Annotated in this window: 19 protein-coding genes and 1 rRNA gene; 2 read left to right on the top strand and 18 right to left on the bottom strand. The window is 37.5% G+C overall.

Features of this window, described 5'->3' with window-relative positions:
• Positions 1-124, bottom strand: a 16S ribosomal RNA gene (locus WAZ07_RS24095); the annotation flags it as partial.
• A 218-nt stretch (positions 125-342) separates the two neighbouring features.
• Entirely contained in the window at positions 343-561 is a 219-nt protein-coding gene (locus WAZ07_RS24090; protein WP_090920402.1) for a hypothetical protein, read from the bottom strand.
• A gap of 136 nt (positions 562-697) precedes the next feature.
• On the opposite strand from WAZ07_RS24090, the gene pdaB reads away from it, so the two are divergent.
• A complete protein-coding gene (pdaB, locus tag WAZ07_RS24085; RefSeq protein ID WP_090920405.1) occupies positions 698-1,462 on the top strand; it encodes a polysaccharide deacetylase family sporulation protein PdaB in 765 nt (254 codons plus the stop codon).
• Positions 1,463-1,506: 44 nt separating this feature from the next.
• Here pdaB and WAZ07_RS24080 read toward each other — a convergent pair whose 3' ends face one another.
• Positions 1,507-2,109, bottom strand: a complete 603-nt coding sequence (locus WAZ07_RS24080) for a KinB-signaling pathway activation protein (RefSeq protein WP_336474437.1) — start codon at positions 2,107-2,109, stop codon at positions 1,507-1,509.
• A 136-nt stretch (positions 2,110-2,245) separates the two neighbouring features.
• On the opposite strand from WAZ07_RS24080, the gene gerD reads away from it, so the two are divergent.
• The gene (gene gerD, locus WAZ07_RS24075) at positions 2,246-2,854 is read left to right on the top strand and encodes a spore germination lipoprotein GerD (RefSeq protein ID WP_020063205.1); all 609 of its coding nucleotides are present in this window, start codon (positions 2,246-2,248) and stop codon (positions 2,852-2,854) included.
• A 15-nt stretch (positions 2,855-2,869) separates the two neighbouring features.
• Here the strand turns inward: gerD and WAZ07_RS24070 are convergent, their stop codons facing one another.
• The 15 genes from WAZ07_RS24070 to infA form a co-directional block, all read right to left on the bottom strand.
• On the bottom strand, positions 2,870-3,931 hold the full coding sequence (locus tag WAZ07_RS24070; protein WP_090920411.1) for an Mrp/NBP35 family ATP-binding protein: 1,062 nt from the start codon (positions 3,929-3,931) through the stop codon (positions 2,870-2,872).
• Between the two features lie 139 nt (positions 3,932-4,070).
• Positions 4,071-4,784 (bottom strand): N-acetylmuramoyl-L-alanine amidase CwlD, encoded by a 714-nt coding sequence (cwlD, locus tag WAZ07_RS24065; protein ID WP_336474436.1) that lies wholly within the window; start codon positions 4,782-4,784, stop codon positions 4,071-4,073.
• 66 nt (positions 4,785-4,850) lie between these two features.
• The gene (locus tag WAZ07_RS24060; protein ID WP_336474435.1) at positions 4,851-5,279 is read right to left on the bottom strand and encodes a DUF2521 family protein; all 429 of its coding nucleotides are present in this window, start codon (positions 5,277-5,279) and stop codon (positions 4,851-4,853) included.
• 164 nt (positions 5,280-5,443) lie between these two features.
• Positions 5,444-5,836 carry a 30S ribosomal protein S9 gene (gene rpsI, locus WAZ07_RS24055; RefSeq protein ID WP_020063209.1) on the bottom strand — a complete coding sequence of 131 codons (393 nt, stop codon included), beginning with the start codon at positions 5,834-5,836 and terminating at the stop codon, positions 5,444-5,446.
• A gap of 21 nt (positions 5,837-5,857) precedes the next feature.
• Positions 5,858-6,295, bottom strand: a complete 438-nt coding sequence (rplM, locus tag WAZ07_RS24050; RefSeq protein WP_035434682.1) for a 50S ribosomal protein L13 — start codon at positions 6,293-6,295, stop codon at positions 5,858-5,860.
• Positions 6,296-6,450: 155 nt separating this feature from the next.
• On the bottom strand, positions 6,451-7,194 hold the full coding sequence (truA, locus tag WAZ07_RS24045) for a tRNA pseudouridine(38-40) synthase TruA (RefSeq protein WP_336474434.1): 744 nt from the start codon (positions 7,192-7,194) through the stop codon (positions 6,451-6,453).
• A gap of 14 nt (positions 7,195-7,208) precedes the next feature.
• Entirely contained in the window at positions 7,209-8,003 is a 795-nt protein-coding gene (locus WAZ07_RS24040; RefSeq protein WP_336474433.1) for an energy-coupling factor transporter transmembrane component T family protein, read from the bottom strand.
• The gene (locus WAZ07_RS24035) at positions 7,991-8,872 is read right to left on the bottom strand and encodes an energy-coupling factor ABC transporter ATP-binding protein (protein WP_336474432.1); all 882 of its coding nucleotides are present in this window, start codon (positions 8,870-8,872) and stop codon (positions 7,991-7,993) included. Before WAZ07_RS24035 ends, WAZ07_RS24040 begins: the two co-directional genes overlap by 13 nt.
• Positions 8,848-9,690, bottom strand: coding sequence for an energy-coupling factor ABC transporter ATP-binding protein (locus tag WAZ07_RS24030; RefSeq protein ID WP_336474431.1), 843 nt, complete (start codon positions 9,688-9,690; stop codon positions 8,848-8,850). The genes WAZ07_RS24035 and WAZ07_RS24030 overlap by 25 nt, the downstream gene beginning before the upstream one ends.
• 112 nt (positions 9,691-9,802) lie before the next feature.
• Positions 9,803-10,165, bottom strand: a complete 363-nt coding sequence (gene rplQ / locus WAZ07_RS24025) for a 50S ribosomal protein L17 (protein WP_020063215.1) — start codon at positions 10,163-10,165, stop codon at positions 9,803-9,805.
• 35 nt (positions 10,166-10,200) lie between these two features.
• Positions 10,201-11,145, bottom strand: a complete 945-nt coding sequence (locus WAZ07_RS24020; protein WP_242224055.1) for a DNA-directed RNA polymerase subunit alpha — start codon at positions 11,143-11,145, stop codon at positions 10,201-10,203.
• Between the two features lie 180 nt (positions 11,146-11,325).
• The gene (gene rpsK, locus WAZ07_RS24015) at positions 11,326-11,715 is read right to left on the bottom strand and encodes a 30S ribosomal protein S11 (RefSeq protein ID WP_000101801.1); all 390 of its coding nucleotides are present in this window, start codon (positions 11,713-11,715) and stop codon (positions 11,326-11,328) included.
• Positions 11,716-11,739: 24 nt separating this feature from the next.
• Positions 11,740-12,105, bottom strand: a complete 366-nt coding sequence (gene rpsM / locus WAZ07_RS24010) for a 30S ribosomal protein S13 (RefSeq protein ID WP_090918549.1) — start codon at positions 12,103-12,105, stop codon at positions 11,740-11,742.
• A 21-nt stretch (positions 12,106-12,126) separates the two neighbouring features.
• Positions 12,127-12,240: a 50S ribosomal protein L36 gene (gene rpmJ / locus WAZ07_RS24005; RefSeq protein WP_000868344.1), complete on the bottom strand. Its 114-nt coding sequence runs from the start codon at positions 12,238-12,240 to the stop codon at positions 12,127-12,129.
• A gap of 35 nt (positions 12,241-12,275) precedes the next feature.
• Entirely contained in the window at positions 12,276-12,494 is a 219-nt protein-coding gene (gene infA, locus WAZ07_RS24000) for a translation initiation factor IF-1 (RefSeq protein WP_020062312.1), read from the bottom strand.
• Positions 12,495-12,504 lie beyond the last annotated feature (10 nt).

Genomic DNA, 12,504 nt, shown 5'->3' with positions numbered 1-12,504 from the left:
TACGTGTTACTCACCCGTCCGCCGCTAACTTCTTAAGAGCAAGCTCTTAATCGGTTCGCTCGACTTGCATGTATTAGGCACGCCGCCAGCGTTCATCCTGAGCCAGGATCAAACTCTCCAATAAAGTTTGTCTAGCATCATAAATAAAATTGACGTTTCACGTTGTTTGTTTCGTTCAGTTTTCAAAGAACTTATCCGCCGCTCAATTGCGACTTCCTTATGTTAACATCTTTGTTTTTCAATGTCAACAATGTTTTTTATTTCTTTTTTCGCGCTTGATGAATTCGTTCATCAGCGACGAATATCAATTTATCATATATAGAACCATACCGTCAATACTTTTTAATAAAAAATTCTTTTTCTCATATACCTTGTACAATCTTCAGGTGGAGCAATTTTTGTAAATAAAGTAAACAACAATTTATATCGCTCTTCCATCGTCTTTTTTACAACATGATGAATTCGTTTATCTGCAAAGTCAAATAATAACTCGTCTAGTTCTCTTTTCAATACATATTCTAGTTCCTTTTGTTCCTGCTCCGTAATCAGTAATCCAATCATTCTGTCACCTCAGCTGTTTCTTATCTACATACCGTTCATTATATCCTTTTCTTACGATGTTAATCGTTTAGTTCTCTTTTCTTCTTTTTCTGCATATAAGTAACTGAAAAGGATTGGACAAAGGGGCGGAGAAGCGATGTTTTTCTTCTTTATAACGAGTAAACATAAGTTTAAACAAATTAGTCTTATTATTGTGCTTTCCCTTTTTACGGCATGGCTACTTTTTTTAAAAACATATTCCTATCAATCAGCTTTTTCAACAGCTACTGGTCCAAAAGCAATTTATAAAGGAGACACGACAAAAAAACAGGTTTCTTTAACATTCGATATTAGTTGGGGAGATGAGAAAGCATTACCTATACTAGATACATTAAAAGAAAAAAAGATTAAAAACACCACCTTCTTCCTTTCTGCTGCGTGGGCAGAACGTCACCCTGATATTGTAGAGCGCATTATAAAAGACGGGCACGAAATTGGAAGTATGGGATACAATTACAAAGACTATACATCTTTAGAGGCTAGCGAAATCCGAAGGGATCTCCTAAAGGCACAGGACATATTTACAAAACTTCAAGTGAAACAAGTTCAACTCCTACGCCCTCCTAATGGTAACTTTAATAAAACGGTATTAAAAATTGCTGAATCTCTTGGGTATACGGTTGTACATTGGAGCAATAACTCAAATGATTGGAAAAACCCTGGAGTCAATAAAATTGTTACAACCGTTTCAGAAAACTTGCACGAAGGAGATATTATTCTACTTCACGCTTCTGATTCAGCACTACAAACAAATAAAGCATTGCCAATGCTGATTCAAAAATTAAAAACAGATGGATTTGAAAACATCTCTGTTTCCCAGCTCATCTCAAATACAAAAGCTAAAAGTAAAGACATAGATTAAACTCATCCTTATCCACTAAAGAAAAGCTGATTCCAATATAGGAATCAGCTTTTTTGTCCTATTAAACGATGCAATATCAAAACCTGATATGCATTGCAAATGAGCAATGGAACAACCATTAAATATAACCAATTCGTATCATTAATACGTAATGCTGGAACCCATTCAATAATAGTTACAACAATCATAAAGAATAACGCTGGAACAAACGCCTTCTTGTTTGTCTCTTTGCTTTTTATGTAAGCAACGATTATTCCAAACAAAAAAAGAGCTGCGGCAACAAAAATATTCGTACCCAGTGATGCGTTCCCATTTGCAATTAATACGGAGCGTAAATATACAAAGTCAAATAATACAAACACAATTAAGAACATTTGTATTACATTCCAAAGGGTGGGAGAACGAAACATCCCTAGCCCAAATCGATGAATTGTTAGATATGCAAAGAACCCCATCTGACTGATTACACTAAAAATAAAACCGACTCCAAGCAACCAAAAAGAAACAATTAGGATTTCCTTTCCGTCGAAATTTTGAAAAAATTCATTGTACTTGTCCCACTCTAAAATAAAACCGATAAAGATTGTACTGCTTCCCCCAAGAAATAAAGTCGTCAAAAAGAGTCGTACCCAATTTCGGCTATTCACAGACATATCCCCCATTATATATATTTCTAATTAAATTGTAACAATGTCAATTTTAAAAAGCTAGCCATCAATATGCATAAATTCTCCTAAGAGATTTATATTAAAAAAGAGAAACACGTGAAAGGAGCCCTAGCTGATGAAACGGATTCTACTCATTTCGGTCTCTTTCATCCTTTTTATCGGAATCGTTGCATGCGCACAGGAAAAAGAAGCGAAATCCCAATTAGATTATGATCAAACGAAAAAAATGATTATTGATATTTTAAAAACGGATCAAGGAAAAAAAGCAATTCAAGATGTACTAACCGATGAAAAAATGAAACAAGCTCTTATTTTAGACGAATCTGTAGTAAAAAAAACGATTGAAGATACTATGATATCAGAGAAAGGGCAACAATTTTGGGAAAAAGTATTTAAAGACCCTGAGTTTGCCACTAAATTTGCAAAAAGCATCGAGAAAGAACAAACAAATTTAATGAAAACTTTATTAAAAGATCCTGATTATCAAGCTGGTGTTATAGAAATCATGAAAAATCCAGAAGTAGGAAAAATCATGATGCAAACAATGAAAAGTAAAGAGTACCGTCAATATTTACAGCAAGTCTTAACCGAAACTGCCGAAAGTCCATTATTTCAGGCAAAAATGATTGATATTATTAGTAAAGGTGTTGAAAAAGCGCAGAAAAGTGGTGGTGAACAGAAAAAAGAAGGCGGATCAGAAGAAGGCAAAAAAGAACAAAAATAACCCTCGTACTGAGGGTTATTTTTGTTTAATTGCAGCTCTCTCAATTACTTGCTGAGCAATTTGTTTATAGATTACTCCAATTTTATGATTTTCATCGTATACAGATGGAGCAAATTCTTCTGTATTCCAATCTGGTTGCTGAAGCGGAATTTGACCGAGTACTACTGTCTGCAGTTCTGTTGCTAATTTTTCCCCTCCGCCTTTTCCGAATACATATTCTTTTTCACCAGTTACTTTACTTTCGAAATAAGACATATTTTCCACAACACCAATAATCTCATGCTCTGTACGAAGTGCCATTGCGCCAGCTCTAGCTGCTACAAAAGCTGCTGTTGGATGCGGTGTTGTTACAATAACTTCTTTACATGCCGGAAGCATTGAATGCACATCTAATGCTACATCACCTGTACCAGGAGGTAAGTCTAACACTAAGTAATCTAAATCCCCCCACTCTACTTCTGTGAAGAAATGATTTAACATTTTACCAAGCATAGGACCTCTCCAAATAACAGGCGCATTATCTTCTACGAAAAATCCCATAGAAATAACTTTCACACCAAAACGTTCTACTGGAATGATTTTATCACCACGTACAATAGGACGTTTTTCAATCCCCATCATATCCGGCACACTAAATCCGTATATATCAGCATCAACAATCCCAACCTTTTTCCCTAAACGGGCAAGAGAAATTGCCAAGTTTACAGAAACCGTTGATTTTCCAACACCGCCTTTTCCACTCGCTACTGCTAAGAAAGTTGTTTTAGCATGCGGTGATAATAAAGATTCACTCTGCTCTTCTTGCGGAGCAAATTGTAATCGTTCCTCTTCGGTAAATTCTGTAAAGCGCAATCCTACTGTCGCTGCTCCTAATTCTTTCACTAATTTTACGAGTGTTCCTTGCAGCTGCATTTGCTCCGCTGTTCCTGTTTTCACAATTGCAACTTTAATGCTAACATGTTCTTTTTCTGGTTTTACTGTAACTTCTTTAATAGCATTTGTTTCTTTTAATGTTTTATTTAGAAACGGATCTACAATCCCTTCAAGTGCTCCCATTACTTGTTCTTTCGTTACCATAATCTGTCCCGCCCCCTGTTATGAAGATAATTGAAATTAAGTTCTTACGAGCATGTAATTGCCGTTAAAACGAAATAAATGCGTTTTCATTGTAAGTATAGCATATTTTCGGAAAACTCCGTTACAAAGAAACCCTCCCTTAATCGGGAGGGTTTCCTTTTTCAGTAAAGTAGCGCAAGACTCCGCGATATATAGCAGCGGAAACTTTTTGCTGATATTTCTCTGAGTTCAGTAAATATCTTTCGTTTACATTTGATAAAAAACCAGCTTCAACTAATGCACCAGGTGTTTTCGCATACTTTAATAAATAAACATGAGAAATTGTTTTCGCCGAACGGTTCGTATTCTCAAGACTTGTTCGTAATTCAGCTTGAATAAATTTTGCCGCTCGTTCGTTTTCTACTAAAGAACGATAATAAAATGTTTGTGCTCCTTTTGAGCTACCACTTGGAAGGGCATTCAAATGCACACTAACAAAAAAGTCAACATCAGGCTTATTAATAATTTCTACACGTTTTTTTAAATCCTCTGCTTTACGGCGACTATATCCCTTCGTGCTTTTGTCAGCCAAATCATAATCTCCATTACGCGTTAAAATAACAAGTGCTCCTTGTTCCTGCAAATAGTCTCGTACCTTTTTAGTAATTTCTAGTGTAATATCTTTTTCAACAATATCTTCTCCGCCAACCGCTCCTCCATCTGGGCCGCCATGACCAGCATCTAATACAATAATTTTTCCAGACAAAGGCAAATTCCATGCTCTCCATGATTTTGTGATTTGAAATTCCTGCTTTACTAAAAAAAAGAGTACCACCGCTGCTAACATAAAAGAAATAATCCGAATTCTTTTCATACCTTTCCTCCTCTAGCTAGTCCCTCTACTTACTTATATGGGACAAGAGGAAAGTTTATGATTTACTTAATGCAGCTTCATGCGATATCTTTTCTCACCCTTCTCATATCCTTGTTGCCACCAAGCGCTAATAAAGTACTGACACGATTGATATAGCTGCTCATCTTCATTTTCTTCCAAAGTACGCAAAGGCACACTTGTCAAAAAATGAAACAGCATTTCTGTTAATTGAGTTTCTTCATGAGATGATCTGTTCTTTACATCTAAAAGCGATTCTCCATAATATCCAAACTTACTATACCTAGCTCCTAATAAATAAGACTCAATGCCGAGTTCTATACAATAATCTTCATAATGACGATGAAATGTATCCATACAAAAGCAATTACGAATATTTTCTCTAAGTGTTTGTAATGATAATTCACGCAATATTTTACGTTCATACTTCAATTGCTTTTCTCTTTGTTTTTCTTTCAGACTCACAATAACATTCATAGTACTTAAAACCTCCCTATGTACGTATTAGTCTAAACTTCTCAGTAGGAAGCATACACAAGAAGGTAGCACTAAAATATTCCAAAGAAGGAGATGCTAACAAAAACTATTGAAGAACATAAAAAAACCCCAGCCAAAAGGCTGAGGTTTGAAGTTCGCAAAAATTAACGTTTTGAGAACTGAGGTGCACGACGAGCACCTTTAAGACCGTATTTTTTACGCTCTTTCATACGTGCATCACGAGTTAATAGACCTGCACGTTTTAATGTTAAACGGTATTCTGGATCAGCTTTTAGTAAAGCGCGAGAAATACCGTGACGGATAGCACCAGCTTGACCAGTGTATCCACCGCCATGTACATTTACAAGTACATCGTAGTTACCTAAAGTTTCTGTTGCAACTAGAGGTTGTTTCACTACTTCACGTAATGCAGCAAATGGGATATAGTTTTCAAAATCACGACCGTTAATGATAACGCGTCCTTCGCCTGGAACTAGGCGTACGCGTGCTACTGAACTCTTACGACGTCCAGTACCATTGTATTGTACCTGTGCCAAAGTAAGCCCTCCTTTAATTAATTATCCGCGAAGTTCGTAAACTTCTGGTTTTTGTGCTTGATGTGGATGCTCAGATCCAGCATACACATTTAATTTTTTAGACATTTGACGTCCTAAACGTCCTTTTGGAAGCATGCCTTTAATAGCAAGCTCTAACATTTGTACAGGGTAGTTTGTACGCATTTCTAGAGCTGTTCTTTGTTTAAGTCCACCTGGGTGGTTAGTGTGACGGTAGTAAATTTTATCGTTTAATTTATTACCTGTTAAGTGAATTTTCTCAGCGTTAATAATAATTACATGATCACCCGTGTCAACGTGTGGTGTAAATGTTGGTTTGTTTTTACCACGTAAAATGGATGCTACTTCACTAGAAAGACGACCTAAAGTTTGACCTTCAGCGTCAATCACATACCATTTACGCTCAACTTCGTTAGCTTTTGCCATAAAAGTCGTACGCATTTGTTTCCCTCCTACTCGTTATCTTTTCCATAGAAAAAATCTATTGTTTATCTTAAACACGATTTCCTTCCGGGGCTAATCGTGGTTTTAGAAACAATACCATATGTTATGATATACTTTTGAGTTTCTAATGTCAAGCGAATGTTACACCAGGATTAGTTGTTATAGTTTACCTCCCATAAATAAAGGCCTTGCCCCGGTACCATCTTCCCAGCAAAACGGCGGTCTTGTTTTTTTAAAATGTCTGGAATGCTTTCAGGAGCAATTTTTCCTTGACCAACGCTAAGCAGCGTACCGACAATAATTCGAACCATGTTATATAAAAAACCATTTCCAACAAAGCGAAAGATTAGCTCATCGCCTTGCTCTATTAAATCTATTTCATAAATTGTTCGTACTTTATCTTTTTTATCAGTTTTTGCCGAACAAAATGAAGTAAAATCATGCGTTCCAATAAAATAAAGAAGTGCGTTTCGAATAGATTCTATATCTAATTCATACGGATACTGATATACATAATTTCTACGGAATACATCAGCTTTTTTAGATAATAATACACGATAACGATATTCTTTTTTTACAACGCCGTACCTTGCGTGAAAGTCTAACGTTTTTTTCTCAGCCTGCTGCACAGCAATATCATCTGGCAGCATTGTATTTAAAGCCGCCATCCATTGCTCTCCTGTTAATGATAGGGGTGTATCAAAATGAATAACCTGGCCTTTGGCATGAACGTTGGAATCTGTTCTTCCTGACGCTTGTACACGAACAGCTTCCCCTTTATGCACCTTTTGCAAAGCTTTCTCTATTTCTTGTTGAACAGTACGTTGATTCGGTTGAATCTGATATCCACAAAAGTTAATTCCATCATACGAAACTGTGCATTTTATTCTTTCCATATTCATACTCTCCATTACGATCGAACCAAAATTAAAATACACGCTAAACCAAATAGACTTAAAAGCGTTAATGTATCGATCCATTTCCATTCTAGCTGCCGGAATTTCGTACGATATCCGCTGCTTTGATAACCTCGTGCTTCCATAGCAATTGCCAAATCTTCTGCACGTTTAAATGCACTAATAAATAGCGGTACAAGTAACGAGATAATCGCCTTCACCCTGTCTTTCATTGGACCGCCTGCAAAGTCTATACCACGAGAAGCTTGTGCTTTCATAATTTTACTTGTTTCATCCATCAAAGTTGGAATAAAGCGCAAAGAAATAGACATCATAAGTGCGATTTCGTGAACAGGAACTTTTATACGTTTTAAAGGATGCAGCAGTGTCTCCATGCCATCTGTAATTTCAATTGGTGTTGTCGTTAATGTTAATAGGGTCGTCATTAAAATAATGACCAAAAAACGAATAGAAATATAAATTCCCTGCTCCAAACCTTTCTCATATATAGAAAACCATCCAAATTGAACGAGTACAGCACCTTCTTTTGTTGTAAAAATGTGCAGAAAGAACGTGAATAAAAAAATCCATAAAATAGGTTTTAGCCCAGAAAGAATATAGCGAATCGGCACTTTTGCAAAAAACAAAGCAATGAGTGCATACAAAAATAGCAAGCCGTATGAAATTGCATTATTTGCTAAAAATACAACAAATACATATAAAAAGACCATTAACAGTTTTGTACGAGGATCCAATCTATGAATAGCAGATTCTCCCGGAATGTACCTTCCAATAATTAACTGCTGCATGATGAATCCCCACCTTTTCTAAACAGTTGTATGACTTCATCTGCTAAATCTTCTAAAGACAAGGTGGCTTTCGGTATAGAAATGCCTAATTTCTCTTCAATTTCTCGCTTATACTTTAGCGACATCGGAAGAGATACACCAATTTGTTCAAGCTCATCTGCATGCGTAAAGACTTCCTCTGATGTTCCTTGCAAAAAGACCGTTCCTTTATGCATCACAACAATGTTGTCTGCATATTTTGCAGCATCCTCCATATTATGTGTCACAAGAATCACCGTAAGATTTTTTTGCTTGTGAAGATGATAAAACATCTCCATAAGTTCATTTTGTCCCTTAGGATCAAGTCCTGCTGTTGGTTCATCTAACACTAATACCTCAGGCTCCATCGCGAGTACACCTGCTATAGCAACGCGTCTCATTTGTCCACCGCTTAATTCAAACGGAGATCGTTCTAATAGCTCCTCTGGTAGCCCAACTAACCGAATAGAATCTTTTGCCTTTTGTTTTGCCGCTGCTTCAGATACACCAAAGTTTAAAGGCCCAAAGCAAATATCCTTTTCTACCGTTTCTTCAAATAATTGATGCTCTGGAAATTGAAAAACAACCCCTACTTTTTTTCGAAGAGGCTTTAACTTCTTCGCTTTCTTTTGAGAAGAAATTCTATATTCCCCAATTTGAACAGTACCAGTCGTTGGTTGTAATAAGCCATTTAAATGTTGAATCATCGTTGACTTACCCGATCCCGTATGACCGATAATCGCATAATAACCACCACTAGGAAGCGAAATATCTATATCGTAAAGGGCTCGTTTTTCAAATGGGGTTTTATATTGATAACGATGCTCTACTTTTTGGAATGTAATCTCCAAAGTTCGCTCACCAAACTTTCCATTGTAAGATGCATTGATTGTAAAGGAATTTTATTGCTTTTCAATAATTCTGCCATTTTCACTGAAAATGGTACGTCTAAACCGATTTCTTGCAGCATTTCCGGTGATTGAAAAATTTGTTCAGGTGTTCCCTCTTCTAGTAATTCTCCGCGATTTAAAATAATAATACGATCTGACTGCGCTGCTTCTTCTAAGTCGTGAGTAATCGAAAGAACTGTAATTCCCTTCGTACGAACAAGGTCTCTTACCGTTTCTACCACTTCTTTACGGCCTTGGGGATCAAGCATAGATGTTGCCTCATCTAATACTAAAATAGACGGCTGAAGTGCTAATACGCCTGCAATTGCAACGCGCTGCTTTTGTCCACCCGATAAATAGTGAGGTTCTTCATTTTGGAATTCTTCCATTCGAACGAGCTCCAAAGCGTGTTTCATACGTTCTACCATTAGTTCTCTTGGCATTCCGGCATTCTCAAGCCCAAAGACAACATCATCCTGTACAGTTGTTCCGACAAATTGATTATCTGGATTTTGAAAAACCATTCCAATCTGCTTACGAATATCCCATACAGTTTCTTCTGATAAAACAAGTGTTCCATTTACAGTAATTGTTCCTCCTGATGGTAAAAACAAGCCATTTAATAACTTTGCAAGCGTTGATTTCCCTGACCCATTCTGTCCAATAATAGATACCCACTCTCCTTCATATAAGGAGAGTGAAACGTCACGCAGGGCGTAAGAAGCAGCTTGAGGATATTGAAATGATATGTTCTCAGCACGAAGCTTCTCTTTTTTCACTTGTGGACACCCTCTTCCATTATTCAGCCCAATAAACGTTTTCTTCTATACTTAAAAAAAAAGGGCCATGACCAGTTACTTAAAAAGTACTGTCCTGCCCTTTTGCTTGACATTATACTAACTCGATAATTACCATTGGTGCAGCGTCACCGCGACGTGGACCAATTTTTGCAATACGAGTGTATCCGCCTTGACGCTCAGCATAGCGTGGAGCTACATCAGCGAATAATTTTTGTAATGCATCTTGACCAGTCTCAGCATTAGCAACTTCATTACGAATGTAAGCAGCTGCTTGACGACGAGCATGAAGATCTCCGCGTTTACCTAAAGTGATCATTTTTTCCACTACAGAACGAAGTTCTTTTGCACGAGTTTCTGTCGTTTGGATGCGCTCATTGATAATTAAATCAGTAGCTAAGTCACGTAACATAGCTTTACGTTGCGCACTTGTACGGCCTAATTTTCTGTATGCCATTCGTAGTTCCCTCCTTCGTTGATGAATTTAAATCCTCAGTCGTCTTTACGTAAGCCTAAACCTAATTCTTCCAGCTTATGCTTAACTTCTTCTAAAGATTTACGTCCTAAGTTACGAACTTTCATCATATCTTCTTCAGTTTTATTCGCAAGCTCTTGTACAGTGTTAATACCTGCACGTTTTAGGCAATTATAAGAACGAACAGAAAGATCAAGTTCTTCAATTGTCATTTCTAGAACTTTTTCTTTTTGATCTTCTTCCTTTTCGACCATAATCTCAGCATTTTGTGCTTCGTCAGTTAAACCAACAAAGATGTTTAAATGCTCTGTTAAGATTTTGGCACCTAAAGAGATAGCTTCTTTTGGCCCGATGCTTCCATCCGTCCATACATCAAGCGTAAGCTTATCATAATTTGCCACTTGTCCAACACGTGTCTTTTCCACTTGGTAAGTCACACGTGATACTGGAGTATAAATAGAATCAATAGGAATTACACCTATTGGTTGATCCTCGCTCTTATTTGCATCAGCTGGCGTATACCCACGGCCACGCTTTGCAGTTAAACGCACGCGGAAATGCGCATCCTTTGCTAACGTCGCAATGTATAAATCTGGATTTAAGATTTCAACATCACTATCGTGAGTAATATCAGCAGCTGTGACAACACCTTCGCCCTGTACATCGATTTCGAGTGTCTTCTCTTCTTCAGAGTAGATTTTGAGAGCTAACTTTTTCAAGTTTAAGATGATCGTTGTAACATCTTCTACTACACCCTCAACTGTCGAAAATTCGTGTAATACGCCATCAATTTGGATGGCAGTAACAGCGGCACCAGGGAGTGAGGATAAAAGGATACGACGTAAGGAGTTACCCAAAGTAGTACCATATCCACGCTCAAGCGGTTCAATAACGAATTTACCATACTTAGCATCTTCGTTAAGCTCAACCGTTTCGATTTTCGGTTTTTCAATTTCAATCATTAACTAAACCCTCCTTCAAAACGTCGAAACCTCGGCTAAACAAAGGAAAAACCTCTGTCTAACCGAAAGTCCCCCTTAGGCAGTTCCCGATTGTGCACAACAAGCGATGTTTCTGTACGAAATTTCTCGATAATGCATCATATCCATTATAGACAAAAGGGAAAATTCTATACAGAAAAATTAAACACGACGACGTTTTGGCGGACGACATCCATTATGAGGAACTGGAGTAACATCTCTGATTGCTGTTACTTCTAGACCTGCAGCTTGAAGAGCACGAATTGCAGCTTCACGACCAGCACCAGGACCTTTTACAGTAACCTCTAAAGTTTTTAAACCGTGCTCCATTGCAACTTTAGCAGCAGTTTCAGCAGCCATTTGTGCAGCGAATGGAGTAGATTTACGAGATCCACGGAAACCAAGTGCACCAGCACTAGACCAAGAAAGCGCGTTACCGTGAGTATCTGTAAGTGTTACGATTGTGTTGTTGAAAGTAGAACGAATATGAGCTACACCAGCTTCAATATTCTTTTTCACACGTTTTTTACGAGTGTTTGTTTTACGTGCCATTGTTAGTTCAACCTCCTTTACTTATTATTTCTTTTTATTTGCTACTGTACGACGTGGACCTTTACGTGTACGAGCATTGTTTTTAGAGTTTTGACCACGAACTGGTAAACCACGACGGTGACGAAGACCACGGTAAGAACCGATCTCCATTAGACGTTTAATGTTAAGGGATACTTCACGACGAAGGTCTCCTTCAACTTTGATACGATCGACGATATCACGGATACGTCCTAATTCGTCTTCAGTTAAATCGCGAACTCGTGTTTCTGAAGAAACACCAGCTTCAGCAAGAATTTTTTCAGCAGTTGTGCGACCAATGCCGAATACGTAAGTTAAAGAAATAACAACGCGTTTGTCACGAGGAATATCTACACCTGCGATACGTGCCATTCCGAATGCACCTCCTTCTGATTAACCTTGTTTTTGTTTATGTTTAGGGTTTTCACAAATAACCATTACTTTTCCACGTCTACGAATAACTTTACATTTTTCGCAGATCGGCTTAACTGACGGTCTTACTTTCATGTCTCGAACCTCCTTAAAGATTACGGAGTGCTATATTATTTAAAGCGGTACGTGATACGACCACGATTTAAATCGTACGGAGATAATTCTACCGTAACTTTATCTCCTGGTAAAATACGAATGAAGTTCATACGGATTTTACCAGAAACGTGAGCCAATACAACATGCCCATTCTCTAATTCTACTTTGAACATAGCATTTGGCAACGTTTCAATAACGGTACCTTCGACTTCAATTACATCATCTTTAGCCATTCAATGTTCT

This window comes from Bacillus bruguierae, from assembly GCF_037104725.1.
Lineage (GTDB): Bacteria > Bacillota > Bacilli > Bacillales > Bacillaceae_G > Bacillus_A > Bacillus_A bruguierae.
Note: the sequence above shows the minus strand (reverse complement) of the source record. Positions and strands in the feature narration are given on the sequence as shown.

What these genes read in the sequence shown, in the direction of transcription:
- rpsK (WP_000101801.1), bottom strand. Translation starts at nt 11,715, where the DNA reads ATGGCACGTAAAACAAACACTCGTAAAAAACGTGTGAAAAAGAATATT.
- rplM (WP_035434682.1), bottom strand. Translation starts at nt 6,295, where the DNA reads ATGCGTACGACTTTTATGGCAAAAGCTAACGAAGTTGAGCGTAAATGG.
- gerD (WP_020063205.1), top strand. Translation starts at nt 2,246, where the DNA reads ATGAAACGGATTCTACTCATTTCGGTCTCTTTCATCCTTTTTATCGGA.
- infA (WP_020062312.1), bottom strand. Translation starts at nt 12,494, where the DNA reads ATGGCTAAAGATGATGTAATTGAAGTCGAAGGTACCGTTATTGAAACG.
- cwlD (WP_336474436.1), bottom strand. Translation starts at nt 4,784, where the DNA reads ATGAAAAGAATTCGGATTATTTCTTTTATGTTAGCAGCGGTGGTACTC.
- WAZ07_RS24020 (WP_242224055.1), bottom strand. Translation starts at nt 11,145, where the DNA reads ATGATTGAAATTGAAAAACCGAAAATCGAAACGGTTGAGCTTAACGAA.
- WAZ07_RS24040 (WP_336474433.1), bottom strand. Translation starts at nt 8,003, where the DNA reads ATGCAGCAGTTAATTATTGGAAGGTACATTCCGGGAGAATCTGCTATT.
- WAZ07_RS24060 (WP_336474435.1), bottom strand. Translation starts at nt 5,279, where the DNA reads ATGAATGTTATTGTGAGTCTGAAAGAAAAACAAAGAGAAAAGCAATTG.
- truA (WP_336474434.1), bottom strand. Translation starts at nt 7,194, where the DNA reads ATGGAAAGAATAAAATGCACAGTTTCGTATGATGGAATTAACTTTTGT.
- pdaB (WP_090920405.1), top strand. Translation starts at nt 698, where the DNA reads ATGTTTTTCTTCTTTATAACGAGTAAACATAAGTTTAAACAAATTAGT.
- rpsM (WP_090918549.1), bottom strand. Translation starts at nt 12,105, where the DNA reads ATGGCACGTATCGCAGGTGTAGATATTCCTCGTGACAAACGCGTTGTT.
- rplQ (WP_020063215.1), bottom strand. Translation starts at nt 10,165, where the DNA reads ATGGCATACAGAAAATTAGGCCGTACAAGTGCGCAACGTAAAGCTATG.
- rpmJ (WP_000868344.1), bottom strand. Translation starts at nt 12,240, where the DNA reads ATGAAAGTAAGACCGTCAGTTAAGCCGATCTGCGAAAAATGTAAAGTT.
- WAZ07_RS24090 (WP_090920402.1), bottom strand. Translation starts at nt 561, where the DNA reads ATGATTGGATTACTGATTACGGAGCAGGAACAAAAGGAACTAGAATAT.
- WAZ07_RS24070 (WP_090920411.1), bottom strand. Translation starts at nt 3,931, where the DNA reads ATGGTAACGAAAGAACAAGTAATGGGAGCACTTGAAGGGATTGTAGAT.